This window comes from Verrucomicrobiia bacterium (genome assembly GCA_035765895.1).
In the GTDB taxonomy this organism is placed as follows: Bacteria; Verrucomicrobiota; Verrucomicrobiia; order Limisphaerales; family DSYF01; genus DSYF01.
The window spans coordinates 1-23,479 of record DASTWL010000026.1 but is presented as its reverse complement, the minus strand read 5'-3'; the positions used below and the strand labels follow the sequence as shown (position 1 = coordinate 23,479).

General features: G+C 64.7%; 25 protein-coding genes. 18 read left to right on the top strand and 7 right to left on the bottom strand.

The annotated features are described in order from the left end of the window. The 16 genes from VFV96_05695 to moaA all read left to right on the top strand — a co-directional run. The coding region (locus tag VFV96_05695) for a DmsC/YnfH family molybdoenzyme membrane anchor subunit (protein HEU5069894.1) at positions 1-678 on the top strand (678 nt) is incomplete at its 5' end. A gap of 5 nt (positions 679-683) precedes the next feature. Further along, positions 684-2,999, top strand: coding sequence for a nitrate reductase (locus tag VFV96_05690; protein HEU5069893.1), 2,316 nt, complete (start codon positions 684-686; stop codon positions 2,997-2,999). A gap of 91 nt (positions 3,000-3,090) precedes the next feature. Next, positions 3,091-4,890 carry a sulfite reductase subunit alpha gene (locus VFV96_05685; protein HEU5069892.1) on the top strand — a complete coding sequence of 600 codons (1,800 nt, stop codon included), beginning with the start codon at positions 3,091-3,093 and terminating at the stop codon, positions 4,888-4,890. A 93-nt stretch (positions 4,891-4,983) separates the two neighbouring features. Then, positions 4,984-6,693, top strand: coding sequence for a NirA family protein (locus VFV96_05680; GenBank protein ID HEU5069891.1), 1,710 nt, complete (start codon positions 4,984-4,986; stop codon positions 6,691-6,693). Positions 6,694-6,737: 44 nt separating this feature from the next. After that, a complete protein-coding gene (locus VFV96_05675) occupies positions 6,738-7,214 on the top strand; it encodes an MOSC domain-containing protein (protein HEU5069890.1) in 477 nt (158 codons plus the stop codon). Positions 7,215-7,255: 41 nt separating this feature from the next. Continuing rightward, positions 7,256-7,846, top strand: coding sequence for a molybdenum cofactor guanylyltransferase (locus VFV96_05670; GenBank protein HEU5069889.1), 591 nt, complete (start codon positions 7,256-7,258; stop codon positions 7,844-7,846). Further along, positions 7,843-8,208 carry a LysR family transcriptional regulator gene (locus tag VFV96_05665; GenBank protein ID HEU5069888.1) on the top strand — a complete coding sequence of 122 codons (366 nt, stop codon included), beginning with the start codon at positions 7,843-7,845 and terminating at the stop codon, positions 8,206-8,208. Before VFV96_05670 ends, VFV96_05665 begins: the two co-directional genes overlap by 4 nt. Before the next feature lie 96 nt (positions 8,209-8,304). After that, entirely contained in the window at positions 8,305-9,756 is a 1,452-nt protein-coding gene (locus VFV96_05660; GenBank protein HEU5069887.1) for an alginate export family protein, read from the top strand. Positions 9,757-9,768: 12 nt separating this feature from the next. Beyond that, positions 9,769-10,530: a molybdate ABC transporter substrate-binding protein gene (gene modA / locus VFV96_05655; protein HEU5069886.1), complete on the top strand. Its 762-nt coding sequence runs from the start codon at positions 9,769-9,771 to the stop codon at positions 10,528-10,530. Further along, a complete protein-coding gene (gene modB, locus VFV96_05650; GenBank protein ID HEU5069885.1) occupies positions 10,527-11,201 on the top strand; it encodes a molybdate ABC transporter permease subunit in 675 nt (224 codons plus the stop codon). Before modA ends, modB begins: the two co-directional genes overlap by 4 nt. Next, entirely contained in the window at positions 11,198-12,280 is a 1,083-nt protein-coding gene (gene modC / locus VFV96_05645; protein ID HEU5069884.1) for a molybdenum ABC transporter ATP-binding protein, read from the top strand. Before modB ends, modC begins: the two co-directional genes overlap by 4 nt. 11 nt (positions 12,281-12,291) lie before the next feature. Beyond that, complete coding sequence (moaD, locus tag VFV96_05640) at positions 12,292-12,531, top strand: molybdopterin converting factor subunit 1 (GenBank protein ID HEU5069883.1); 240 nt, start codon at positions 12,292-12,294, stop codon at positions 12,529-12,531. 12 nt (positions 12,532-12,543) lie between these two features. After that, positions 12,544-14,181 carry a molybdenum cofactor biosynthesis protein MoaE gene (locus tag VFV96_05635; GenBank protein HEU5069882.1) on the top strand — a complete coding sequence of 546 codons (1,638 nt, stop codon included), beginning with the start codon at positions 12,544-12,546 and terminating at the stop codon, positions 14,179-14,181. Between the two features lie 15 nt (positions 14,182-14,196). Beyond that, positions 14,197-14,655: a cyclic pyranopterin monophosphate synthase MoaC gene (moaC, locus tag VFV96_05630; GenBank protein HEU5069881.1), complete on the top strand. Its 459-nt coding sequence runs from the start codon at positions 14,197-14,199 to the stop codon at positions 14,653-14,655. 118 nt (positions 14,656-14,773) lie between these two features. Then, entirely contained in the window at positions 14,774-15,280 is a 507-nt protein-coding gene (gene mog / locus VFV96_05625) for a molybdopterin adenylyltransferase (protein HEU5069880.1), read from the top strand. Between the two features lie 4 nt (positions 15,281-15,284). Beyond that, on the top strand, positions 15,285-16,259 hold the full coding sequence (gene moaA / locus VFV96_05620) for a GTP 3',8-cyclase MoaA (protein HEU5069879.1): 975 nt from the start codon (positions 15,285-15,287) through the stop codon (positions 16,257-16,259). 18 nt (positions 16,260-16,277) lie between these two features. Here moaA and VFV96_05615 read toward each other — a convergent pair whose 3' ends face one another. The 3 genes from VFV96_05615 to VFV96_05605 are packed head-to-tail and all read right to left on the bottom strand — an operon-like array spanning position 16,278 to position 18,600. Then, positions 16,278-17,036 (bottom strand): ABC transporter ATP-binding protein, encoded by a 759-nt coding sequence (locus VFV96_05615; GenBank protein ID HEU5069878.1) that lies wholly within the window; start codon positions 17,034-17,036, stop codon positions 16,278-16,280. Further along, a complete protein-coding gene (gene cbiQ / locus VFV96_05610; protein HEU5069877.1) occupies positions 17,033-17,638 on the bottom strand; it encodes a cobalt ECF transporter T component CbiQ in 606 nt (201 codons plus the stop codon). Before cbiQ ends, VFV96_05615 begins: the two co-directional genes overlap by 4 nt. Then, on the bottom strand, positions 17,635-18,600 hold the full coding sequence (locus VFV96_05605; protein ID HEU5069876.1) for an energy-coupling factor ABC transporter permease: 966 nt from the start codon (positions 18,598-18,600) through the stop codon (positions 17,635-17,637). Before VFV96_05605 ends, cbiQ begins: the two co-directional genes overlap by 4 nt. Before the next feature lie 228 nt (positions 18,601-18,828). Here VFV96_05605 and nikR point away from each other — a divergent pair, with 228 nt between their 5' ends. Further along, complete coding sequence (gene nikR / locus VFV96_05600; protein HEU5069875.1) at positions 18,829-19,257, top strand: nickel-responsive transcriptional regulator NikR; 429 nt, start codon at positions 18,829-18,831, stop codon at positions 19,255-19,257. A gap of 221 nt (positions 19,258-19,478) precedes the next feature. Here the strand turns inward: nikR and VFV96_05595 are convergent, their stop codons facing one another. From VFV96_05595 to galE, 4 genes are read right to left on the bottom strand one after another with little or no spacing between them, the layout of a single operon-like run. Further along, complete coding sequence (locus tag VFV96_05595) at positions 19,479-20,435, bottom strand: hypothetical protein (protein ID HEU5069874.1); 957 nt, start codon at positions 20,433-20,435, stop codon at positions 19,479-19,481. Then, positions 20,432-20,839 (bottom strand): hypothetical protein, encoded by a 408-nt coding sequence (locus tag VFV96_05590; GenBank protein HEU5069873.1) that lies wholly within the window; start codon positions 20,837-20,839, stop codon positions 20,432-20,434. Before VFV96_05590 ends, VFV96_05595 begins: the two co-directional genes overlap by 4 nt. A 46-nt stretch (positions 20,840-20,885) precedes the next feature. Then, the gene (locus VFV96_05585; GenBank protein HEU5069872.1) at positions 20,886-22,109 is read right to left on the bottom strand and encodes a response regulator; all 1,224 of its coding nucleotides are present in this window, start codon (positions 22,107-22,109) and stop codon (positions 20,886-20,888) included. A 14-nt stretch (positions 22,110-22,123) separates the two neighbouring features. Next, complete coding sequence (gene galE / locus VFV96_05580) at positions 22,124-23,095, bottom strand: UDP-glucose 4-epimerase GalE (GenBank protein ID HEU5069871.1); 972 nt, start codon at positions 23,093-23,095, stop codon at positions 22,124-22,126. 173 nt (positions 23,096-23,268) lie between these two features. Between galE and VFV96_05575 the strand changes: the two genes are divergently transcribed. Continuing rightward, a partial coding sequence (locus VFV96_05575; GenBank protein HEU5069870.1) for a hypothetical protein occupies positions 23,269-23,479 on the top strand: 211 nt, incomplete at its 3' end.

Sequence of the window (23,479 nt, the reverse complement as noted above, 5' to 3'; positions counted from 1 at the left end):
GCGTTGGGCGTGGGCACGCTGCATCTCGGCCAGCCCATGAAGGCCTGGCGTGCGTTCCTCGGGTGGCGGACGTCCTGGTTCAGCCGCGAAGTCATTGTCTTTGGTGTTTACGTGCTCCTGGCGGCGATGACCGCCGCCTGCGCCGGGCTGAACATTCTCCCGACCTGGCGCCCCGTCCTGGCGTCCGCCGCGGCACTCGTCGGACTGCTGGGCGTGTTTTGCTCCGTGATGATCTATGCGGATACCCGGCGCGAATTTTGGAGTGCGGCGCAAAGCGGCACAAAATTCTTTGGGACGGTTGTTTTGTTGGGTGCGGCGGGCGCCTGGGCTCTGGCGCACGCAACTGCCGTGGTGCCGCTGGTCATGCTTGCCGCGGCCGGGAAGCTCGTGTTCGAGCGGCGCATTTTCCAGTGGTTGCGCGACGACAACACGCTGGGACAGGAACCGCTGAGCAGGACGGCGCGACTGCTTGACGGTGAACTGGGGCTTTTCGCCCGTTTGCGTTTTGCCTGCGGGTTGATTGGCGGCGTGCTGCTGCCCGCGCTGTGCCGGGTGATGCCCGGCGTCGCGCTGGCCGTCAGCGCGTTCACCCTCTGCGTTCTGGGCGAATTGCTGGAGCGCTATCTGTTCTTCACCGCGGTCGCGCCGCGCAAAATGCCGGGGGCCATCGCTTCGTGAAAAGCATCGTCAAAAAGCCAGCGCCCCGGAAGGCCGGCCGGCTCACGGCGGCGAATTCCCTGCTTCGCCAATGGGATGGCCCGCTCACGCAGGATTTGATTCTGCACCCGGGCGATTTCGGCCTTGGCAAGGTGCCGGCGCGTTTAAAGCCCGACCTTACCACCCGCTCCACCTGCGGCTTCTGTTCCACCGGCTGTTCGCTCGATGTGCATCTCAAGGACGGCGCGGCGGTGAACCTTTCGCCCACCGCCGATTATCCCGTGAACCTCGGCATGGCCTGTCCCAAAGGCTGGGAGGCGCTCACCTGTCTGGACGCGCCGGATCGCGCCACGGCGCCGCAGGTCCGGCAGCCCGACGGTTCGTGGAAGGCGGTTTCGTGGGACGCCGCCATGCATCGCTTCGTTGTGAAGTTCAAGGCCATCATGGCCGAGCACGGGCCGGAGAGCGTGGCATTTCTGAGCACGGGCCAGATTTGCACCGAGGAAATGGCGCTGCTCGGCGCACTATGGAAGTTCGGCGTGGGCGCGATTCATTGCGACTCCAACACGCGTCAATGCATGGCCACGGCGCACGTCGCTTACAAGCAAAGCTTCGGGTTCGACGCACCGCCGTTCACCTACGCGGACTTTGAGGCATCCGACGTGCTGGTCATCGTCGGCGCCAACCCGTGCATCGCGCATCCCATCATGTGGCAGCGCGTGCTGCGGAACCCGAACCGCCCCGAGATCATCGTCGTGGACCCGCGCCGGACCGAGACGGTGATGAATGCCACGCAGCATCTTGCACTCAAGCCCAAGTCCGATTTGACGCTGTTTTACGGCATCGCGAACCTGCTCGTGCAACGCGGCTGGGTGGACCGCGCGTTTATTGAACGCAGCACCACGGGATTTGCCGCCTTCGCGGAATTCCTCCGGGCGTTCCCGCCGGACCGGGTTGCGGCCGAGACCGGATTGACGCCGAACCAGCTCGACCGCTTCGCGGCAGCCATTCATCGGGGCAAGGCGGTGTCGTTCTGGTGGACGATGGGCGTCAATCAAAGCCACGAGGCCACCCGCACGGCGCAGGCGCTCATCAATCTGGCGCTGATGACCGGCAACATTGGCCGGCCCGGCACCGGCGCCAACAGCATCACGGGACAGTGCAACGCGATGGGTTCGCGGCTTTATTCCAACGTCACAAGCCTGTTTGCTGGCCGGGATTTTCTAAAGCCCGAACACCGGGCAAATGTCGCGGAACTGCTCGGCCTCCCGGTCGAACGCATTCCCGCGCAGAACTCGCTCGCTTACGATGAAATCGTGGAGCGCATCGCCGCCGGCCGCATCAAGGCGCTGTGGGTGATTGCGACCAACCCGGCGCATTCGTGGATTGGGCGGGGCCAGGCGGGCTCCGCCGTTCATTCTTTCAACCAGGCACTTGCCCGCCTCGATTTTCTCGTCGTGCAGGACATGTTCACGACCGGTGAAACCGCGCGGCACGCGGATTTGCTCCTGCCCGCGGCCGGCTGGGGAGAAAAGGAGGGCACATTCATCAACAGCGAACGGCGTATTGGTTTGACCAAACGAGTGCGCCGGGCGCCGGGGGTGGCGTTGAGCGACTTCAACATCTTCCGGCTTGTGGCGCACTACTGGGGTTGCGGCGCGTGGTTCGCGGCGTGGAATTCGCCGGAGGCCGTGTTTCAAATTTTGAAGCGCCTTTCCGCCGGACAGCCCTGCGACATTACGGGCATCCGTGACTATCAACACCTCGACGAGTGCGGCGGGATTCAATGGCCGTTTCCAGAAATGCAGAGCGCGGCGTGCGGCGGGCCGAACGACGGTTCAGCGGCGAACGGGCATCCCGCGCCCCGCGCTCCGCATGCCGCGTGCAACGAGCGTCGCCTCTTCGCCGACGGCCGGTTCCATCACGCCGATGGCAGGGCCCGCTTCATCTTCGACCCGCCGCGTCCAGTGGCCGAGCCGACGGACGACGCATTTCCGTTTGTGCTGCTGACGGGCCGCGGCACCAGCGCGCAATGGCACACCAATTCGCGCACGGGCAAATCCGCCGTGCTGCGCGCGTTGTATCCCGCGAACGCCTACGTCGAAGTGCATCCTGACGACGCCGCCCGGCTGCGGATTGCCCCGCATTCCTCCGCGGCCGTCATTTCGCGCCGGGCGCGCGTCGTCTGCACGGTGTTTGTCACGCCAACGGTGCCGCCGGGCCAGGTCTTTCTGCCGATGCACTACGAAATCGCCAATCAACTGACCCGGCCGGAGTTTGATCCGCACTCGCGCCAGCCGAGTTACAAGCACTGCGCCGTGCGGCTGGAGAAAATCCAATGAACCATTCGACGACCAACTGCGAACACCGAACACCCAAGGTTGTCGTGCCAGCGTGCCCGGCAATTCGTGGTTGGATGTTTCCCGTTTTGCCATGACGCATGTTCCCTACATTCCCGAAAACGCCCCGTTCACGCCCGAACAGCGCGCGTGGCTCAACGGCTTCCTCGCCGGACTGTTCTCGGACGCCAATCCCGCCGGCGCGCCGCGGCCGTCGTCCAACGGCTCGTCCGCCAAACCGGCCGAGCCGCTGGCCATTCTCTTCGGCTCGCAAACCGGCACGGCCGAGGGCCTCGCCAAGAAGTTCGCCAAGGAAGCGGAGCAGCGCGGCTTCGCGCCCCGGGTGCTGGCGTTGAATGAGCACGAACAGGCCAACCTTGCCGCCGGTGGCAAGGCGGTGATCATTTCGAGCACGTGGGGTGACGGTGAACCGCCGGACAACGCGGCCAACTTCTGGAGTTGGTTGAGTGCCGATGCCACGCCACGCCTGGAGAATCTGCATTTCGCCGTGCTCGGTCTGGGCGACCGAAATTATTCAGACTTTTGCGGCGCCTCGAAGAAGTTCGACGCCCGCCTCGAAGCCTTGGGTGCCAAACGGCTCGCCCCGCGCGGCGAATGCGACGTGGATTACGAAGCCGCCGCTGCGGCATGGATGGACCGGCTGTGGGACAAACTGGTAGTGGGACAGGCTTCCAGCCTGTCCGGTGGGACGCCCACAAACGGCAAGCCTCACGCCACACCCTCGGCCCCCGAGACAGGCAAGCTGCCTGTCCCACAATACGGCAAATCCAATCCCTTCCCCGCCACGCTGCTCAAAAACGTTCTGCTCAGCCAAGCCGGTTCGAGCAAGGAAGTGCGCCACTACGAAATCGGCCTCCACGGCAGCGGCCTCACCTATGAAGCCGGCGACGCGCTCGGCGTCGTGCCGGTGAATTGTCATGAACTCGTGGATGACGTGCTCAAAGCGCTGAAGGCGAAACCGGACGACAACGTGAGGCTTGGCGACAATATCGTTTCGCTCGGCGAAGCGCTCACGCAACAGCTCGACATCAACAGGCCTTCACAGGAATTGCTCGCCGCCGTTGCGAAAGCCGCGCCGGGAAGCGAACTCGCCGCGTTGCTCGCGCCCGAGAAGCACGGCGACTTGAAGCAATGGCTCTGGGGCCGGCACGTGATTGATTTGCTGCATCTGTTGCCCGGGCCAATGCCCGCGACCGAATTTGTGAAGCTGTTGAAGAAGCTCGCGCCGCGCCTTTACAGCATCTCGTCCTCGCCCAAGGCGCATCCAGGCGAGGTGCATCTGACCGTCAGCGCCGTGCGCTACGAAAGCCACGGCCGCGAACGCAAAGGCGTCGCCTCCACATTTCTTGCCGATCGCGTCGGTGATACGAACTACGTGAAGGTCTTCGTGCAGCCCTCGCACGGATTCAAGCCGCCCGCCAACGGCGACACGCCGATGATCATGGTCGGTCCCGGCACCGGCATTGCGCCGTTCCGCGCATTTCTCGAAGAACGGCAGGTCACCGGCGCGAAAGGAAGGAACTGGCTCTTCTTCGGCGACCAGACGCGCGCCGCGGACTTTCTCTACGAGGAACAACTGATCGCCTGGCAGAAGGACGGCTTCCTCACGCGCCTGAACCTCGCGTTCTCACGCGATCAGGCCGGGAAGATTTACGTCCAGAACCGGATGCTCGAAAACGGCGCTGAGCTGTGGGCTTGGCTCGAGACCGGCGCGCACTTCTACGTTTGCGGTGACGCCTCACGAATGGCCAGGGACGTGGACGCCGCGCTGCACACCCTCATCGAGAAGCACGGCGGCAAGAGCGCCGACGAGGCCAGGTCCTACGTGGCCAAGCTGAAGTCCGACAAACGCTATCAGCGCGATGTGTATTGAACCGATCATGCCTCGCGCCACGGGTGCAAAGGACGCAAAGCCCGATGAATCCTTTGCGGCCTTGGCGTCTTTGCATGAGAAACGATTTTGCCAATGAGTAATGTGACCCTGCCCGAACCCATCGTCGCCGCCGGTTTCACCGCCGAGCAGAGGGAATATTTGACCGGCCTCTTCGCCGGTGTTGCCGCGCGCGGTCAACGCTTCAGCGACGTCGCGCCAGCGCCGGCGCCCAGGGAGGACCTCATCTTCGAGGAGCGGGTGAAGCGGGAATTGCATCCGCTTGATGCCTATGAGCAAATCGTCCAGAACGCTTTGGGCGGCCAGGCGCCCGACAAGGAGGACACCTTCCGCTTCAAGTGGAACGGGCTGTTTTTCCTGACGCCGGTGAAGGACGCGTTCATGGCGCGCCTGCGCATTCCCGGCGGCGTGGTGAAGACGTATCAGCTCCGCGAGCTGGCCCACATTGCGCAAGAATTGACCTCGGGGTATGTGCAGATCACGACGCGCGCCAACCTTCAGATGCGGCTCATCCAGCCCAAGGATGCCCCGGCATTTCTCGGCCGCGTGCAGGCCATCGGGCTGCACACCCGGGGTTCGGGAGCGGACAACATTCGCAACCTGACGATGAATTCCACCGCGGGCATTGACCCCGTGGAGTTGATTGACGTGAACCCGCTCGTGCAGCAGCTGGCACAACTCATCATCAACGACCGGTCGTTCTACGACCTGCCGCGCAAGTTCAACATCGCCTACGACGGCGGCGGACTGATCGGTGCGGTGGAGGACACAAACGACATCGGCGTGAAGGCGGTGAAGCAGGGCGACGAAGTCGTGTTCCGCATCGCGCTGGGCGGCGCCACCGGTCACAAGGCGTTTGCCCGCGATCTGGGCGTCGTGGTTCCGCCCGCGGAAATCAACAAGGTTGTCGTCGCGATTGTGCGGGTGTTCATCGAGAAGGGCTGCCGGACGAACCGCAAGAAGGCCCGGCTGAAGCACCTGCTCGAAACGACGTCGCTCGGCGAATACCTCGCCCTCGTCGAGCAGAAGCTTGGCGTGAAATTGCGGCGCGCCCCGTGCGACCCGGCCCAACTCCGCTGGGCGAGTCAGGAATTGCCGCACTCGCATGTCGGTGATTATCCGCAAAGGCAGCGCGGGCTGAATTACGTCGGCGCCACGTGCCCGGTGGGGCAGATCACACCGAAGCAAATGCTGCGGCTGGCCGAACTGGCCGAAAGCTACGGCAGCGGGGAAATCCGCCTGACGGTCTGGCAGAACTTCATCATTCCAAACGTGCCTGACGCCTTTGTGCCGACGTTGAAACGCGCCCTGGAAAAGGCGGGGTTCGCCATCAAGCAATCAAACCTGGCGAGCGGCGTGATTGCCTGCACGGGCAACAGTTATTGCAAATTCGCGCAGGCCAACACCAAGGGGCACGCGCTGGAAGTCATCCGGCAACTGGAAAAGCGCATCGAACTGGATCAGCCCGTGAACATTCACATCACCGGCTGCCCGAATTCCTGCGCGCAGCATTACATGGGCGACATCGGCTGCCTCGGCACCCGGACGAAAATCAGCGGCGAAAGCTTTGATGCGTATCACATTTTCGTTGGCGGCGGCTTTGGCCGGCACCAAGCCGTGGGCCGGCAGGTGTTCGCCGGCGTGGTGGCCGCGGAACTGCCCGCCACGCTGGAACGCATGCTGCGCACGTATCTCCAACACCGGCAGGGGCACGAAACATTCCAGCAATTCACCGCGCGCCATGATGTAGGCCGGTTGCAGGAGCTGTTCGGGGCGGCTTGCTGACCCGGCAGTTGCCGCGCGGCCGGCGGCCCGTTACAGTCAATTCGATGCCTGTGTCAGTGGACATCAAAGTCGAGCGGCTCTTCATTTCGCCGGGCCATAATTTCTTTGGCCACCACGAACAGCCGCCGGGCAACCACCCGACCATTGAGGTGGCCGCCGTGGAATGCGTCGCGGGGCAGGGACTCGTCGGCGACCGCTTCTTCGGTTTCAAGGACAATTACAAGGGACAAATTACCCTCTTCGCGGGCGAAGTGTTCGACGAGATTTGCGGCCGGCTTGGGGTCGCCGGCCGGTCGCCTGGCGTCACGCGGCGCAACCTCATCACGCGCGGCGTGGATTTGAACACGCTCATCGGGCAGCGGTTTGCCATTCAGGGCGTTGAGTTCGAGGGCGTGGCGGAATGCACTCCGTGTTATTGGATGAACGAAGCCATTGCGCCGGGCGCGGAGGTCGCCCTGCGCGGGCGCGGTGGCTTGCGGGCGCGCATCCTCACGAACGGCGTGTTGCGCGTTGATTCGTGAAGGCTTGCCTGCTTTGGCATCTTTGGCGTGAAACCATCAGCATGAACTTCAGTGCCGTCATCCTCGCTGGCGGACAATCGTCACGCATGGGCCGCGACAAGGCCTGGCTGGAGCTTCACGGGCAAACATTGCTGGCCCGGCAGATCCAGTTGATGCGGGCCATTGGCGCGCGGGAAATCATCATCTCCGGGCGCGCCGCCGGGGATTATGCGCAGTTTGGTTGTCCGGTGGTCCGGGACGAATGGCCAGGTGCGGGCCCGCTTGGCGGGCTGGCCGCGGCGCTGGAGGCCGCGTTGGCGCCGCTGTTGTTGGTGCTCGCCGTGGACATGCCGCACATGACGGAGGATTGCTTGCGGCGGCTGTTCGGGGAGTGCACGGAAACGACGGGCGCGATTCCCCGCGTCAACGGACAGGTCGAACCGCTGGCGGCATTCTATCCGAAAACGGCGCGTGACCTGTTGCCGGAGATTTCCGCCGCCAATCCGCCCGCTTCTCCCGGAGTCCTGGGCGCACGCCCCTTTGCCGGCCGCTGTGTCGCGTCCGGGCGGGCCGTGTGGGTTGACATGGCACCTGCATTCGCGGGCTGCTTTGCCAACTGGAATTCCCCCGCCGACTTATGCCTGCCCGCGTGAAACGAAAGGGAACCGCGGCCGCCGCGTTGCATCCGCGCCTCCGCATTGTGTGCGGCGAGGACATTGCCTTCGGCCCGGGGAAGGCCGAATTGCTGGCGCGCATTGCCGAGACGGGCTCGATCGCCGAGGCGGCGGCGCGCCTCGGCATGTCCTACATGCGCGCCTGGTCGCTGGTGCAGACGATGAATGCCTGCTTCAAGGAGCCGCTCGTCCGGGCGCTGCGCGGCGGCCATCGACGCGGCGGTGCGGAACTGACCGGCACCGGGCGGGAGGTGCTGAAGCGGTATCAACAAATGGAGGCGGACGCGCGGGCGGCGGTTCAGCCGGGCTGGACCGCGCTGCAACGGCTGCTGCGGCGTTGAGCCCGCGGATTTTTCAGGCGGGTGCGCGGAAAATTTCATGGCCCGGGATGCCGTTATATTTGACAAAATAGGACGGCCCGGGTGAAGTGGGTGTCCGTGAAACACCCTTCTCTCAGGGCGCAACCTTTCCTGGCCGGCGCGTGCCTTGCGCTGTCGCTTGTGGCGACGCGGGCCGGGGCAGATGCGATGAGCGCCGTTGCCCAACCGACCGCTCGCACGGCGGACGCCGGCCTGGTCAACGACTGGCTGCGCACCCAATCACCGGACTTTGCGGCCTGGGATTTGGGCGGCGAGTTTCGCGTGCGTTACGAGGCAAAGGCGAAGGCCGGTTCGTTTCCCAATCGCGACTTCGCCCGCGATCTCGACAACAGCAACGATTATTTCCTGTTTCGCACGAAGGCGCATCTGGGCTGGACGCCGACGGACTGGGTCAGTGCATTTGTTGAGGGACGTGACGCGCACGCGGTCAGCGATGCGCGATTGGTGAACGAAACGGACACGTTCGATCTGCATCAGGCCTGGCTGCGGCTGGGCCGGCCGGAGCAATTCCCGCTCGTCCTCCAGCTCGGGCGGCAGGAATTGATCTACGGCGACCAGCGGTGGATCGGCAATGCAGACTGGAGCAACCTCCAGCGCTCGTTCGATGCGGCCCGGCTGCGCTTTGAGAATGACGCGTTCTGGGTCGACGCCTTTGCCGGGAGGCCGGTGCTGCCGCGGGACGATTACTTCAATGTCGCCAACGATTACGACTGGTTCAGCGGCAGCTACGCGGCGACGCGAAAACTGGTCCCATGGCAGGTCACCGAATTCTATTTCCTCGCGCGGAACGTGGGTGCCGGTTCGCCCGACGCCCTGGCGCCCGGCCTCGGCGGGCCGGGGCCGCGCGACATCTACACGGTGGGCACGCGCTGGGCTTCGCTGCCCGGCCGGCTGGGCGCTTGGGATTACACGCTCGAAGCGGCGGGCCAGTTCGGCAGCATCAACCAAGGCGGCGCGCGCCTGCGCCAACGGGCTTTTGCGGTCAACGTGGCGGGCGGCCACACGTGGAAGGACGTCTCCGGCGCGCCGCGCGTCGGCGTCGGCTACGACTTCGGCTCCGGCGACGGCAATCCAACCGACGGCGAGAACAACACGGTGGAACTGCTCTTCGGCACCAACCACCGGCTCTACGGCAACATGGATTTGCTGGGGCTCCGCAACCTGCACATTCCGCGGGTGGAAACTTCCTTGAAGCCGGTGAAGGGTCTGACGCTCTCCCTGGCGTGGCTCGGCTTCTGGCTGGTGGAAACGGCGGATTATCTCTACCCGGAAAGCGGCGCGGGCCGCAGCGGCAACGGTTACGGACGTCATCCCGGTTTTGATTCGTTCGTCGGTCAGGAGCTGGATGTGCTGGCCGACTGGAAGCCCGCGTCGTGGAACACGGTGCGTCTGGGCTACGGCCATTTCTTCGCCGGCGATTACCTCCGGCAATCGCTCGACGCCGTCCCGGCCAACGGCGGCGTGGTGGATGCCGACTGGTTTTACGCGCAGGTCAGTTTCAACTTTTGACGCCGCGGAAGCATGATGAAAAAACGATTGATGCCGCTTTTGATCGTCGCCTTGACCGTCGGCTTGTGGAACCAGGCCGTGGCCGCGGACGTCACTGTTTTCGCCGCCGCGAGCCTGACCGATGCGCTCAAGGTGGTGGCCGCAGATTACGAAAAAACTTCCGACGACAAAATCATCTTCAACTTTGGCGCGTCCAGCACGCTCGCCCGGCAGATTGCGGAAGGCGCGCCCGCTGACATTTTCTTCTCCGCCGACGAAGCCCAGATGGATGGGCTCGCAAAGCGGGGCCTGATTGACCTGGCCACGCGCAAAAGCCACCTCGGCAACGCCATCGTCGTCGTGATTCCCGCCGACAGCACGTTGCTCATCCAGTCCGCCGCGGACCTCACGAATGCGGCCGTGCGGAAAATTGCGTTCGCCGATCCCAAGGTGGTTCCAGCCGGCGTTTACGGCCGGGCGTGGTTGACGAAGACGGGGCTGTGGCCCTTGATCCAGCCCAAAGTGGTGCCCACGGAAAACGTGCGGGCCGCCCTCGCCGCCGTGGAATCCGGCAACGTCGAGGCGGGCGTCGTGTTCAAAACCGACGCGGGCATTTCCAAGAAAGTGAAAATCGCCTATGCGGTTCCGACCCGGGATGCCCCCCGGATCGCTTATCCAGTCGCGCTCGTGAAGGAAGCCAAACACGCCGCCGCGGCGCGGAAATTTTTGCAGCATCTCGCCTCCGCTGAAGCGGCGCGGGTTTTCACGCGATTTGGCTTCATCGTGCGCGAATGACCGCTGAAGAATGGCAAATTGTCTGGTTCACGGCCTGGGTGTCCGCGCTCAGCACGGTGCTGATTCTGCCCATTGGTCTCGCGCTCGCCTGGTTGCTGGCGCGGCGGGACTGGCCGGGCAAATCCGTCGTCGAAACGCTGGTCTCGCTGCCGCTCGTGCTGCCGCCGGTGGCGACGGGCCTGGTGCTGCTGAAGCTCTTTGGCCGGCGCGGCCCGCTGGGCGGTGTTTTGCACGACCACTTCAATTGCGACATCGTCTTTACGTGGCGTGCCGTGCTGCTGGCGTTGAGTGTGATGTCGCTGCCGCTGCTGGTCCGTTCGGCACGGGTGGCGTTTGAAGAAGTGAATCCGCGCTTTGAACAAATCGCCCGCACGTTGGGCGCGGGCGGATGGCGGGTGCTCTTCACCATCACCCTGCCGCTGGCATTGCGGGGCATCGTCGCCGGGATGCTGCTGGCGTTTGCGCGGGCGCTGGGCGAATTCGGTGCCACCATCATGGTGGCGGGCAACATTCCCGGCCAGACGGCCACGCTTTCGCTGACCATTTTTCAAGACGTGCAACTGGGCCAGGATGCCCACGCGTTCCGGCTGCTGGGCGTGTCCGTGGTGCTGGCCTTCCTCGCCGTCTGGGGCAGCGAACTGACGTTGCGGCGCCGGAGGAAATCGCCGTGAGCCTGCGCCTCGACAACGTCGAACTGTCGCTTGCCGGCTTTGCGCTCAACGTGAACGCGGTGGTCAACGGTCCCGTCACCGCCGTCTTTGGCCCGTCGGGCGCGGGCAAAACGTCGCTGCTCGAACTGATTCTGGGACTGCGCCCCGCGCGCCGGGCCTTCATTCAACTGGGGGCGCAGGTGCTGACGGACACGGCGCGCGGCGTTTTCGTGCCGACGCGCGCCCGCGGCATCGGCTACGTGCCTCAGGACCTCGCGCTGTTTCCGCACCTCTCCGTCCGGCAAAACCTGCTCTACGGGCTGCGCCGCAGCGGCAGCGTCGATGCGCGCTTCAGCTTCGAACACGTTGTTGAGGTTCTCGAGATTCAAGCGCTCGTCGGGCGGGCGGTGACAGATCTTTCCGGCGGCGAAAAGCAGCGGGTGGCGCTGGCCCGCGCGTTGCTCGCGGCGCCACGTTGGTTGCTCCTCGATGAGCCGCTGGCCAGCCTGGACGCTCCGTTGAAGGCGAAGCTCCTGCCATTTCTGGTGCGGCTGCGCGATGAGTTCCGCATTCCCATGCTGTGCGTCACGCACGACCGGATGGAAGCCATCGCGCTGGCCGATGAAGTGGTGGTATTGCTGAACGGCCGGATCGTGCAAACCGGCCCGGTGTTGGACGTGTTCAACCGGCCCGGCTCGGCCGACGTGGCGCGCATTGTGGGCGTGGAAACCCTCCAGCCCGGAGTCGTCCGGCACGTTCAGGATGGCATGGCCAGCGTCGTGGTCGGTGGCGCCACGCTGACCGCCCTCGCGCCGGACGCCGCGACGAGTCGCGTATTTGTGTGCGTTCGCGGGGAGGACGTCGTGCTGCAACGCGCCGCCGCCGTGACCAGCAGCGTGCGCAACCGGCTGCCCGCCCGCGTGGTGGGCCTGCGGACGGAAGGACCGCTCGTGCGCGTGGAACTCGACGCAGGGTTTTCGCTGTTCGCGCTGGTGACGCGGGCGGCGTGCGCGGAATTGAACTTGCACCCCGGCGCGCCGGTGGTGGCCCTCATCAAGGCGCCTGCCATCCATCTTGTGTCGCGGGGAGACAATTGCTAGTCAGGAGCCCCATGCGCATACTTTTTTTCGCCCAACTCAAGGACGCGACCGGTTGCGCGAGCACGGAACTCGCGGCGCCCGCGCCCCTGACGAGCGAGGCACTGTGGGGCGCGCTGCTGGAAAAATATCCTGCGCTCGCCACCCACCGCCGCATCGTGCGGTTCGCGAAAAACTCGGAATACGTCGGGCCGGACGCCCGTTTTGCCGATGGCGATGAAGTTGCCCTGATCCCGCCTGTGTCCGGCGGCTGAACTCGCGTGGCCATGCATATTGACGTTCAACTCACGCCGCAACGCATCCCGGAGACGCTGCCCGTCACCGGACCGGCGGGCGCCACCGGCGCGTGGGTGGAATTTCGGGGTGTCGTCCGTGGCGAGGAGAATGGCGCCCCCATCACAGCGCTCGACTATGAGGCTTATCCGGAAATGGCCGTGCGTGAAATGCGGCGCCTGTTGACCGAGCTGGCGGAACGGCATCCTTGCTTGGCGGTGAAGGTGATTCATCGCGTCGGGGAGATTCCCGTCGGCGAAACCGCCATCTACGTGGGCGTCGCGGGGCGACATCGGGCCGGGGCGTTCGCCCTGCTGGCGGCGTTCATGGACCGGCTCAAACAGGACGTGCCGATTTGGAAACGCGGTGGCCGGGGTGCTGAGGCTCGACCCGACGTCAGCCGGCCAGCCGCGGCCAGTTCGTCGGGCCGGCGGCCGGCGCTGTTGTCGCTCGAGGATGCGCGAGCCCTGGTCGAATCGCGCTGTCCGACGCTGCCCGCCGAACGCGTGGCGCTGGCCGATGCGTGCGGCCGGGTGTTGCGCGAGACGGTTTGCGCGGCGGAAGATTGGCCAGCGGTTGATAAATCCACCCGCGACGGTTATGCCGTGCGGGCCGATGATCCGGCTGAATCCTTTCGGGTGGTGGACACGTTGCACGCCGCTGATTGGAAGCCGCGTCAACTGCCTCCCGGCGAGGCCGTCCGTGTGGCGACCGGGGCTTCGCTTCCCTGCGAAGGACTCCGCGTGCTGATGCAGGAAGATGTCGAACGCTTGGGCGACCACATTCGCATGCTGGCACGCGACGACTCGGCCAATGTGCGCCGCCGTGGCGAAGAAGTGCGGCGCGGCGAAGCGCTGCTGGCGCCGGGAACCCGGTTGAACGGCGGCGCGCTTGCGCTGCTGGCCACCGCCGGTTGCGCGGCGCCGCCGGTCAGCCCGCGGTTGCGTGTCCTGCACTTTACGACGGGCGACGAGATTGTTCCGCCCGCGCAGATGCCGCAACCGGGCCAGATTCGCGACAGCAATTCCTTTTTGATCCGCGGCCTGTTGCAGCGCTGGCCATGCGTTGTCGAGCACGCCCACCTGCGCGAGAATTTTGCCGCTGCCCAGGCCGACATCAACGCGCGCCGGAGCGCCGTAGAATCGGCGTCGGTGATTTTGGTTTCCGGCGGGGCGAGCGTCGGGGACAAGGACTTTACGCGGCCGCTGCTGGAGTGGCTTGGGTTTGAAATTGTTTTCAGCCAGGTGAACCTGCGTCCGGGCAAGCCGCTGATCTTTGGTGTCAATGCCGCGCGGGTGGCGTTCGGGCTGCCGGGCAATCCGCTCTCGCACTTCGTTTGCTTCCACGCGTTCGTGGCGGCGGCGCTGGGTCGGTTGACGGGAGAATCGCCGGCGCCGTTCCAGTCGGCAATGCTGGGCACGCCGCTGGACGATGCCGCGAGCCCGCGTGAAACCCTCTGGCCCGCCCGCTGGGAGGGGCACGGCGATGCGGCCCAAGTCCGGCCGCTTGCGTGGGCGAGTTCTGGCGATGTCACTTCCTTGGCGAGGGCGAACGCCCTGCTGCGCGTGCCCGCGCATACCGAACGTCTGGCCGCGGGCACCCGTGTTGATTTTCTGCCGGCAGACTTCTGAAGAACCCGCACCCGCATGAAACGAACGAAAACATTTTCGCATCTCAATCCGCAGGGCGAAGCGCGCATGGTGAACGTGGGCGCGAAGCCCGTGCAACGGCGCCGGGCCGTTGCGGCCGGCCGGCTCGTTTGTCAGGCGGCGACGATTCGCGCCTTGCGTCGCGCGGCGCTGCCGAAGGGCGACGTGCTGACGGTGGCGCAGATCGCCGGCATCCAGGCGGCCAAGCGGACGGCAGAGTTGATTCCGCTGTGCCATCCGCTGGGCTTGAACCACGTCGAAGTGAGCTTTCGCGTGCGGCCGGCGGCGGTTGAAATCACCTGCGTCGCCGAGACCAGCGCGCAGACCGGCGTGGAAATGGAGGCGCTGACCGGCGTGAGCGTGGCGGCCCTGACGCTCTACGACATGTGCAAAGCCGTGGACAAAACGATGCGCATCGAGGCGGTGCGCGTGATTGAAAAGGTGAAGGAGGGATGAAAATGTCTCACGCAAAGAACGCCCGGGCCACAATGCCGCACCGATTGCGGGCCTTCGCTATCCGTAGTGAATCCACTTTGCGACCTTGGCGCCCGCTGCGTGAGCTTCACGTCTGTTTATGAAGATCGGCCGCATCACCATCAGCGACCGCGCCAGCGCGGGCGTTTATGAGGACCGCAGCGGACCGGAGATCGAGCGGATGTTGCGGGCGGTCTTTGGCGGCACCACCACATTTGTGGCGGTCATCGTGCCGGATGAGCAGGCGCAAATCTCGGCGAAGCTGTGCGAACTGGCGGATCAGCAGCGCTGTGATCTCATCGTGACCACGGGCGGGACCGGCGTTTCCGTCCGGGATGTGACTCCCGAAGCGACGCGGGCCGTGTTGGAGAAGGAACTGCCCGGCTTCGGCGAGGCGATGCGCATGCAATCGCTGGCGAAGGTGAAAACTGCCATTCTTTCACGCGCCACCGCCGGCACGCGCGGGCGTTCGCTCATCGTCAATCTGCCGGGGAAGCCGACGGCGGTGGCGGAGTGCCTTGAAATTCTCGCTCCCGCGATCCGCGAAGGTGTGGCACATTTGCGCGGCGACGACCCGCACCAGCAGCAAGAGCAACAACAGCAGTAAAACCATGGACGCTTTCGGCCGCATTGTTGACTACCTCCGCATCTCGGTCACCGACCGGTGCAACGAGCGCTGCCTTTCCTGCATGCCGCAGGGCTACAAAGGCTGGGAGCAGAAGCCGGATCATCTCACCGCCGCCGAAATCGTCCGCGTGGCGCGGGTGGCGGCGGGCCTGGGCTTCCGCAAATTCCGGCTGACCGGCGGCGAACCGCTCGTGCGCCGCGACCTGCTGGAAATTGTCCGGGCCATCTCGCAGATTCCGGGCGTCGCCTGCGTCGGCCTGTCCACGAATGGCACCAAACTGGCCGCGCTGGCGCAGCCCTTGCGCGAGGCGGGATTGCGCACGGTCAACGTGAGCCTCGATGCACTCGACGCGGGGATTTATCACCGGGTCACGGGCGGGGCGGTGGCGGATGTCGTCGCGGGCATTCGCGCGGCCGTGGCGGCGGGCTTTGAGCGCGTGAAGTTGAACACCGTCCTCATGCGGGGCGTGAACGAGCCGGAACTCTGGCCGCTGGTCCAGTTCGCCGCCGAGCACGGATTGCCGTTGCGGCTCATCGAACTCATGCCGGTGACGACGACCGACGTGCTGACGGATCAGAATTTCTTTCCCGTGTCCGAGGCGATGGAATTGCTGGCGCAGCGCGACGAGTTGATCGCGCAGCCGTCTGTGCAGATCGGCTGGGGGCCGGCCAAGTATTACCAGCTGCGCCACACCGGCGCGCTGGTCGGCTTCATCGGCGCCATGACGAATCTTCATTTCTGCGAGACGTGCAACAAAATGCGGCTGACCGCCGACGGAAAAGTGCGTCCCTGCCTCGGCGACCACGGTGAACTGGACCTGCGCGAAACGCTGCGGCACGCGCAGTCCGATGAGGCCGTCCGCGACGTGCTGGTGGCCGCGCTGGCGCGCAAGCCGTTGGAGCACTCCTTCCGCAACCAGTTCAAGCCCTGCCGGCCAATGACGGCCATTGGCGGTTGATGCGCTGCGGGGCTGGCATCAATGCGGATGCCGGTGCGCGAGGATGTGCGGTTTCTCGAGGCCGTGCGCGAGCATCAACAGTTCGTTGCTCAACAGCTCGTGCGTTTTTCCATCAGCCACCACGTTGCCGCCGTCCAGCACGATGCTGCGCGGACAGAGTTCGACCACCATTTCCAGATCGTGCGTGGCGATGAGCTTGGTGCCGGGCAGCGTGCGCATCAACGCCTTGAATTCCCGCCGCCCGCGCGGGTCGAGGTCGCTGGTGGGTTCGTCGAACACGAGGATGCTGGGTTCGCAGGCGAGCACGCCGGCCAGGCAGACGCGGCGTTTTTCACCATGACTCAGATGATGCGTGGCGCGCTGCCCAAAGTCCGGCAGTCCGACTTGCTGCAAGGCCGTGGCTACGCGCCGGCTGACTTCCGCCGCCGGCAATCCGAGTTGCTGCGGGCCAAAGGCGACATCCTCGTTCACGGTGGGGCAGAACAACTGGTCGTCCGGATCCTGAAACACCAGGCCCACCTGGCGGCGGATGGCTTCGAGGTTCGCGCGCGTGACGGCCTCGCCGTTGATGCGCACGGCGCCGTCCGCATTCCGGTCATCCGGCAAAATGCCGTTGAGGTGCAGCAGCAGCGTGGATTTGCCCGAGCCGTTCGGTCCCAGCAAGCCGACGCATTCGCCGGCGGCAATGGCGAAGCTCACGCTGCGCAATGCTTCCGTGCCGTCGTGGTAACGGTAGCGAAGGTTCCGCAGTTCGATGACGGGAGGAGGATTGGTCATTTCATTCCCCGGGCACACATGGCGGCGTAGATGCGCTCGGCGCGTTCCGACGCGCGGATGAACAACTGTCCCGCCACCGACGCCAGCGCGGGCCATTGCCAGCTACGGCGGCGCGTGAAGGTGCGGCTGGCCCGGGCGCGGCGCATGCGTTCGGCCTCTTCGCTGAGCACAAACAGGTAGCGATGCATCAGCGCGATGGTGGTGATCAGCAGCGCGGGCACGCGCAGGCGCCGCAGCACGCGCAGCACTTCGCTGAACGGCGTCGTATTCGACACGACGATGACCGTGAGCAGGCAAAGCCCGCTGCGCAGGAGGAGCAGCGGCCAGTGCGCGCGGTAGGCGGGTTGGAACGCATTGACCACCACGACGCCCAAAACGAACGGGGCGAGGAGCAGCAGCCGTTTCACCAAAAACCACGGGGAAAGGCGGCTCAAGCCAATCGTCAACGCCAGCAGCCCCGCGGTGAACAGAAGCCAGGCCACCCCCGGCGGCAGCAGCACCGTGAGCGTGATCAGCACCAGCCCGGTGCCCAGCTTGATTTCGGCGGGCAGCCGGTGAACCGGGCTGTGCGGATGCCCGTGCTGGTGCGTCAGGAGTCTCATGATTGATGGCGCGGGGCGGGTGCGATTTCCGTTCGTTTTGGAACCAGAACGCGCGCCAGCAGCAGTGCCAGCGCAAAGACAATCACGGAACCCACCGCGCCGGCAAGCGCGGTGGCCACCGGCGCCGAGTGAACGCCCGGAAAGGCGTAGTCCGGTGCCAGCGCGGGCAGTTGCGGTTCCGTTGTGACCGGGGCAAGTCCCAGCTTGGCCGCCACAGTCTCCAGCCCGTCGGGCCACGGACAGGCGAACGGCGCGACGAACAGCGCCAGCCCGAGCGCCGCCAGGAATCCATAGCGCACGAATTCGCCCCAGCGCTGGTTGCCGTCCGTGGTGTTCCCGGCGTCCAGGATTTCGGGCCGTGTGCGTTGGATGGCGGCAAACACCAGCGCGCTGATCAGCCCTTCACCCAGACCAATCAGCAGATGAATGCCTGCCATCGCGGTGAAGGCGGTTTTCCAGTGCACCCGGCCGGACCACGCGAGTTCGCCAGCGCAGGTCATCGCGGCCAGCACGGTGGACAGCCAGCCCGCAAAGGCCACTGCCGCCACGCGTCCGCGCTCGCCGGGCAGGAGTCCGCTCACGACGCGATGGACCGCCCAGCCGCCGCCCGCGCCGACGAGCGCCATGTTCAGCACGTTGGCGCCGAGGGCCAGCACGCCTCCATCTTGAAACAAAAAGCATTGCACGATGAGCACCGTGGTCACAACCACCACCGCGGCGCCCGGACCGAGCAACGCGGCGACGAGCACGCCGCCGATGAGATGCCCCGAGGTGCCTGCCAGAACGGGAAAGTTCAGCATCTGGGCCGCAAACAGAAAGGCCGCGGACAGTCCGAGCAGGGGAATCTTCCGTTGCGGCAGGGTGCGGCGGACGCGGCTTAACGCGAGGCCAACGCCGACGGCGGCGAGCGTCGCCGTGACCGCCACCGTTTTGCCGTCCAGGAATCCATCGGGAATGTGCATGCTTCAAACCGGTCTGCCGGCGTCGCTGCTTCGGTGTTATTACGAAGCCAAGACAGGGTAATATCAGGCAGCCGCCACAGGCAACAGCAGGTTGTGGTGGCATTCCACCCGTGGCCGATGATGGGAACGCGGATGCCGCGTAAAATGGCCGGCCGGGCTGACCGGCGTGGCGCGACAGCATGAAGTCCGTGGTTTGACTGTATTGGGCCGGTCTTTACGATGGGCGGCATGAAGAAGAAATCCGTGTCGCGCTTGAGCATTTCCCTGCCGCCGTCGTTGCTCGAACAACTGGACGCGATGGCCGGAGAGAAGGGCTACACGAATCGTTCGCTGGCCGTGGCCGACATGATTCGCGCCCATCTGGTTGAGCACCGGCAGAAGTTCGGCCGGGAGGAAATCGCCGGGACGATTACGCTGGTCTATGACCATCACAAGCAGCACGTCCAGGAGGCGCTCACGGACATCCAGCACGACCATCACGACCTCATCATTTCGACGTTGCATGTGCATCTTGACCACCACAACTGTCTGGAAGTGCTGATCGTGCGGGGCAAGGCGGCGCTGATTAAAAAGATCGCGGACGAACTTATCGCCGCGAAGGGTGTGAAGCACGGCAAACTGACGGTGACTTCGACGGGCAAGGATTTGCCGACGTGAAGGGCGGACGTGCGTTCTGCGTTGCGGTCGCGGGCCGGTTCGTAACGCAGCCCGACGCCGGCCGGTCTTCCGATTTCGAGTTTTGGGACCACCTTTGCGTGCAAGATTTTGTGTTTCTCCGTGCTTGCCTGCCCGGAAACGTCCGCGCTTTGAACCGCTGAACCGCGCTCCGGTGCGGGGGACCGCCACCCGTCCAGCGGCTTCTGGCGTGAAGTCGCCGCTCAGGACGAAGTCTTCTTGTTCCGATAAGTCCGGTGGCAGACCGCGCAGGACTGGTCAAGGCGGGTCAGTGCAGCGTCGAGGACTGGGCCGGCGGCCGGCCTTTTTAACAAGGTGCGTAAATTGTTGGCGTCGTCTTCGGCACTGGCCAGTTTCTTGCGGAAATCCTGAGGCCGACCGGTGAGATCGGTGGCGCGCGGAACTTCGCGCAGGAGTTCCCACAACATGGTGGCCTCGTGGTCGGGTGAAATATCCGGATGTTTTGGTGGCGTCGTCCACCCCGCCTTTTGGGATTGTTTCAGCCAGGAGAAATGCTCGTCAATCGCCACCATCGTGTCCACCAGCGAGGAACTATGCGCGAGTTCCGGGAAATTGGTCGCCGCGTTCAGCTCCGCTTTGGTCGGCGGCCGGAATTCGCGCGCGGAACGGTAGAGTCCCGGGTAATCATCCGACGTGCCGGCTTCGCGCAGCCAGGCCACGGCCTGCTCCGGCGTCCAGCCTGCGTCGGCCTCGCACATCACCGCCACGGCCGTGGGTCCGCGATGCTGTCCATGATGGCAATGCACATAAAACGGACCGGGCTCGATTTGAATGACCTTGGCCAGTTCCGCCACGCGATTGCTGGGCACGCCGTCGTAGCCGAACGGCAGGTGGACATAGTGCAGGCCGGTCTTGTGGGCGCCGGCGACGTCGGGCTTGCTGCCGTCCACGCTGATGATCGTCTTGATGCCCATTTGCTTCAGCGCGTCGAACGCAATGTCCGTGTCGGGTTGCGAGCCGGAAACAATCCGGTCGTTCACGCGGAAGGTATTCTGCAAACCGGGGATTGCGATTGGCTTTGCGATGGCATTGGTGGGCGGGGGCGCCGGGGCGTCCGCTGCACGCAGACCTGTCAACGAGGCGGCGATGGCCAATGTCACCGCAACAAAACAGGCCGGGGTGCGAAGGGGTGTGCTCATGTTTTGGAAAGCGAACGTGGCCCAGAGGTGGCAGGCACCAGCATCCACGACGCCTCCGTTCGCCGAAACGCTGCCGACGGACTGCTCGACGCGGTTGCCCCAAAAAATGGCTGCGGTCCGCCGGCACATTCAAATCGCGCATGATGGCATAACCGGCCGCCAAATCCGCTGCGCTGCTGCTTTGCTGGACGGGCGGGTTGCATCCGCCGGGCAGATGCCTGCTTTCGGAAGGGTTTGTCAGCCGGGAAGTCCTTCATCACGCGCGGCTTGAAAGTGGAAAACTTCGCCGAAATAAGACAGAACCAATTTTTCGGTTCAAGCCCTGATGCGAATTTTTTCTCCGGTTTGGCCGGCGGGAATTGTGACGGCAACCGAGCGCGATCGCCCAGCAGTGCGTGCCACATTGCTCCGCCGTTGTCAGGCTGAACCGCAAATGCCAGCACGCTGCTCTCAACTCGTCGCACTGTGTGCTTCGAGATTGCTGCGGAGCAGATGCGTGATCGCCTTGACGGTCAGTTCGATGGGCAGGACGGGTTTGGAAATCAGATCGTTGCCGCCGCTGAGAATGCTTTGCGAGCGATGTTCAAAATCCGCGTGACTCGTCACGAAGATGACGGGCGTGCGCGCATAGCCCGGAAGGGCGCGGATTTGTTTGCACAGCTCGAACCCGTTCAAGTCGGGCATTTCCACGTCGAGCAGGAAGAGGTCGAAATGGATTTGCTGCGCCCATTCGAGCCCGGCGGCGGGGTTTTCCGTGGTGCGCGCCGAGAGCCGGCCGCGTTCCAGCGCGGCGCTGATCAGGCGGTTTGCGAGCGGGTCGTCATCCACCACGAGCACCTGCGGCGTGACGGGCGTTGTGACGTCAATGTGCTGGGCGCGCTCCAGCAGCAGGCCCAGAAAATCCACCGTGAACGCCACCGTGCGTCGCACCGAGGCATTGATGACGTCGGGCCGCTGCATCATCTCGAACAACAGCGCCTCAAACGCGCTGGTGAGCAGGGCGATCTGGTGGCATTCGGCCAGGGCCGCGGAGGCGGTGAGGAAATGGACGCGTCGGCAGAGGTTCTGGAGGCGGACGCCGCGTTCCGTGTCGTTTTGTGCCTGGGCGAACGCGATCCCGAGCGAATGCAGTTCCGCCCGGATCTTGAGCGCGTTGGCAAACAGGTTGAGGCGCGCGGCCTGGATGTTCAGCTCGGGGGATTTGGTCTCCTCGGCTGCGGCGGCTGGCGGCGCGGGCGTTGCGTCGCTTTGGGGTGTCGGGGGTTCGGGCGCCGGCGCGGGCTGCTTTTTGACCAGCAGGCCGTCGATGACGCCCGCGAGGTGGTTTGGCGTGCAACGTGTTTTCAGCAGGGCCTGCTGGACGCCGACGGCCACCGCCTGTTCAGCCAGCTCGCTCATGTAGGAGTTGGAGAGCACGATGACGGGCAGTTCCTTCAAGGCGGGCGTGGAGCGGATGAACTTCAGCACGTCCACGCCGGAGAATTTCGGCATCATCAAATCCAGCACGACCAGGTCGGGCGGATTGACGCGGAGCGATTGAATGGCAGCCAGTCCGTCGGCGGCCGCCTGCACGCGCAGACCGCGTTGGGAGAGCGCCTGTTGGTAAAGCCGCAGCACGACCTGATCGTCATCGACGAACAACACGTGCTTCATGGCGTGGGCTTCGGCGCTCATGGCGTTGGGGGGGGTTAGTCCGGATAGCCGTTGGGATGCTTCACATGCCAGGCCCAGGCCGTGGCAATGATGTCCTCGATTTTCGGAAACTGCGGTTTCCAGCCCAGTTCGGTGAACGCCTTGGTGGCGGAGGCAACGAGCCTGGGCGGATCGCCGGGTCGCCGGGGTTTTTCAACGGCGGGGATGGGTTTGCCGGTGATTTTCTCGCAGGTCTGAATTACCTGCCGGACCGAGTAGCCATCGCCGTTGCCGAGATTGAAAAAGCCCGCCTTCCCGGGCGCCAGGCCCAGGATGTGCGCCTGCGCGAGATCGCGCACGTGGATGTAGTCGCGAATGCAGGTGCCGTCCGGCGTCGGGTAATCCGTGCCGTAAATTTCGCATTGTTTCGCCTGGCCGAGCGCGACCTTGAGGACGTTCGGGATGAGGTGTGTCTCGATGCGGTGGTGTTCGCCAAACGTTTCGCTCGCGCCGGCGGCGTTGAAGTAGCGGAATGCAATGAACTCCAGCCGGTGAATCTGCTGATACCACAGCAGGATTTTTTCAAACATCAGCTTTGATTCGCCGTAGGGATTGATCGGGCGTTGCGGCAAATCCTCCGTCATCGGCACGCGGTCCGGTGGACCGTAGGTGGCGCAGGTGGAGCTGAAGACGAACTTCTTGACGCCAAACTCGACGGCGGCGTCGGCCAGCTGGAGGGCGTTATAGACGTTGTTCCGGAAATATTTCCCCGGGTTCGTCATGGATTCGCCGACCAGCGCGTAAGCCGCGAAGTGCAGGATGGCATCGGGTCGCACGGAGCCGACGGCGGCCGCAATGTTGCCGGCCTCATTCGGGCGCGCGTGAATGAACGCCGCCCGCGGATCCACGGCGGAGCGATGTCCCTCGGACAGGTCGTCATAAACCGTGACGGTGTGTCCCTTGTTGAGCAATTCCTCCACACAAACCGAACCGATATAGCCGGCGCCACCGGTGACGAATACCTTCATGCGGCCAGCATAGGCGGCGCGCGCCCGGGACTCAACGCGGTTTTCTTCGGGGTGGGGCCGTTGAATCTGCCGCAACCGGATCGCCGTCCGGATTTGGGCGTTGCGCCCCGGGGCATTTTTGATTTTGCTCCCCAAAACAGCCGGCGCGCGCCGGCTGGCACCGGTCTTCAGCCATGAAAAACATCGCCCTTTCGCTCCTGTTTTTGCTGGCGCTCGGCTTGTCTGGCCTGGTGGTGTGGCAGTGGCAGCGCGAGGCCAGACTGCGCGCGGCCTGGCAGCAACAGGGCGCCCTGCTGGGATCGCTCCAATCCACCCAGCAGCAGTTGCTTGCCCTGCAACAAGGCGCCGCGAAAGTGGCGGCGACCCATGAGGCGGAGCTGGCCC

Excerpts from the sequence above, each read along its gene's own strand:
- VFV96_05685 (HEU5069892.1), top strand. The coding sequence starts at position 3,091 with ATGACGCATGTTCCCTACATTCCCGAAAACGCCCCGTTCACGCCCGAA.
- VFV96_05680 (HEU5069891.1), top strand. The coding sequence starts at position 4,984 with ATGAGTAATGTGACCCTGCCCGAACCCATCGTCGCCGCCGGTTTCACC.
- VFV96_05675 (HEU5069890.1), top strand. The coding sequence starts at position 6,738 with ATGCCTGTGTCAGTGGACATCAAAGTCGAGCGGCTCTTCATTTCGCCG.
- VFV96_05670 (HEU5069889.1), top strand. The coding sequence starts at position 7,256 with ATGAACTTCAGTGCCGTCATCCTCGCTGGCGGACAATCGTCACGCATG.
- modA (HEU5069886.1), top strand. The coding sequence starts at position 9,769 with ATGATGAAAAAACGATTGATGCCGCTTTTGATCGTCGCCTTGACCGTC.
- modB (HEU5069885.1), top strand. The coding sequence starts at position 10,527 with ATGACCGCTGAAGAATGGCAAATTGTCTGGTTCACGGCCTGGGTGTCC.
- moaD (HEU5069883.1), top strand. The coding sequence starts at position 12,292 with ATGCGCATACTTTTTTTCGCCCAACTCAAGGACGCGACCGGTTGCGCG.
- VFV96_05635 (HEU5069882.1), top strand. The coding sequence starts at position 12,544 with ATGCATATTGACGTTCAACTCACGCCGCAACGCATCCCGGAGACGCTG.
- moaC (HEU5069881.1), top strand. The coding sequence starts at position 14,197 with ATGAAACGAACGAAAACATTTTCGCATCTCAATCCGCAGGGCGAAGCG.
- mog (HEU5069880.1), top strand. The coding sequence starts at position 14,774 with ATGAAGATCGGCCGCATCACCATCAGCGACCGCGCCAGCGCGGGCGTT.
- moaA (HEU5069879.1), top strand. The coding sequence starts at position 15,285 with ATGGACGCTTTCGGCCGCATTGTTGACTACCTCCGCATCTCGGTCACC.
- VFV96_05615 (HEU5069878.1), bottom strand. The coding sequence starts at position 17,036 with ATGACCAATCCTCCTCCCGTCATCGAACTGCGGAACCTTCGCTACCGT.
- cbiQ (HEU5069877.1), bottom strand. The coding sequence starts at position 17,638 with ATGAGACTCCTGACGCACCAGCACGGGCATCCGCACAGCCCGGTTCAC.
- VFV96_05605 (HEU5069876.1), bottom strand. The coding sequence starts at position 18,600 with ATGCACATTCCCGATGGATTCCTGGACGGCAAAACGGTGGCGGTCACG.
- nikR (HEU5069875.1), top strand. The coding sequence starts at position 18,829 with ATGAAGAAGAAATCCGTGTCGCGCTTGAGCATTTCCCTGCCGCCGTCG.
- VFV96_05595 (HEU5069874.1), bottom strand. The coding sequence starts at position 20,435 with ATGAGCACACCCCTTCGCACCCCGGCCTGTTTTGTTGCGGTGACATTG.
- VFV96_05590 (HEU5069873.1), bottom strand. The coding sequence starts at position 20,839 with ATGTGGCACGCACTGCTGGGCGATCGCGCTCGGTTGCCGTCACAATTC.
- VFV96_05585 (HEU5069872.1), bottom strand. The coding sequence starts at position 22,109 with ATGAGCGCCGAAGCCCACGCCATGAAGCACGTGTTGTTCGTCGATGAC.
- galE (HEU5069871.1), bottom strand. The coding sequence starts at position 23,095 with ATGAAGGTATTCGTCACCGGTGGCGCCGGCTATATCGGTTCGGTTTGT.